Raw genomic sequence first — 1,429 nt, forward strand, 5'->3', positions numbered from 1 at the left:
AAACGCGGTAGCGCCGATGGTAGTGTGGCATTCGCCATGCGAGAGTAGGACACTGCTAGGCACACAATTTAAGAACCCCGCTCATCGAGCGGGGTTTTTTATTACCTGCAATTTATTGAATCGTCTGATATTTGACCTGACTTATTCCTTTCTTCTGTTTTTATTGTTACTCGCTGTTATCTTTCGGTTCAACGAATCGCCTGATGTTACGCTTTTACTCTTTCTTCATGTAAAGCAGTTACTCTGTATGGCAGGGCTGACATCGCCAGAACCTGTGAATCCCATGATCGCCTATACGTCATGATCTCTTGCTTGGGATCTCTGCTGTCTGAGTTGGCCGCCCCCTTTTTAAGCCGCAACCCCATCGTCCCTGCTTTTCTATGACGGTGTTAACCGGCCCTGACTTTATTCCGAAGAGGGGTTATTGGCGGTACCAACATGCTGGAGCCGTGGTCGCTGCGTTGGGTCGTTGTGGTTTGGGGTAATAAGAAAATGGGCAAGGATGTTCGCAGGAACGCAGAGGTTCGATGTTGATAGGGGGATCTTGTGGTGGCTATTGAGCCTGCAGGTGGGAAAATTAATAGGGGCGCTGAAGAAGACTAATGTGTTGAGATCTATGAGGAATGACAAATCGCAGGCAAACAAAAAGCCCACGCAACATGGTTGCATGGGCTCGGTATGAATGGCGGAGGAGGTGCCCGCCGCAATCAAGTCCAACAGACTCCATCCACATCCAGAAAATCCTTTGCTATCAGCAAATTAAAACCTAGCGCTGTCCAATCCATCCCAATCACATATTACCACTGCACATACCTGGTGGCATACTGTGTGGCATATTCAATTCTCAAGGAGGTTACCTGATGGCGATCCTCACCGATACCAAAGCTCGTAACGTCAAGCCTGAAGACAAACCCCTTGCTCACGGTGGTGTTACAGGCTTGACGCTACACCCTTCTACCGTCAAGGGCAGAGGCAAGTGGGTATTCCGCTATGTCAGCCCACTGACAAAGAAACGGCGGAATGCAGGCCTCGGGACTTACCCCGAGATATCCATCGCTGACGCAGCTCGAGACGCACAGGCAATGCGGGAACAGCTGGCGAATAATCTGGATCCGCTAGAGGTCCGGCTGCAGGAGCAGAACAAGCCGAAAACCCCGACGTTGGAAGCATCTGCCAGATTGGTCTACGAAAGCTTGCTACCAGGTTGGAAGAACCCCAAACACGGTAAACAATGGATCACCACATTGGAGCAATATGTCTTTCCTACCATTGGCGCTATCTCCATTGATGCGATAACCCCAGCTCATATCGCTTCAGTCCTGCAACCGATATGGCTGACGATCCCGGAAACGGCAAGCCGTGTTAAGCAGCGTCTACACGCAGTCATGGCTTGGGCATGGGCTCACGGCTATACCTCTGCAAACCCGGT

Annotated in this window: 1 protein-coding gene; it reads left to right on the plus strand. The window is 50.7% G+C overall.

Going from position 1 to position 1,429, the window contains the following annotated elements:
* Positions 1-860: 860 nt before the first annotated feature.
* The coding region (locus AACS18_RS10110) for a tyrosine-type recombinase/integrase (protein WP_146184755.1) at positions 861-1,429 on the plus strand (569 nt) is incomplete at its 3' end.

This window comes from Aeromonas sp. HMWF015, assembly GCF_963878965.1.
GTDB lineage: Bacteria > Pseudomonadota > Gammaproteobacteria > Enterobacterales > Aeromonadaceae > Aeromonas > Aeromonas veronii.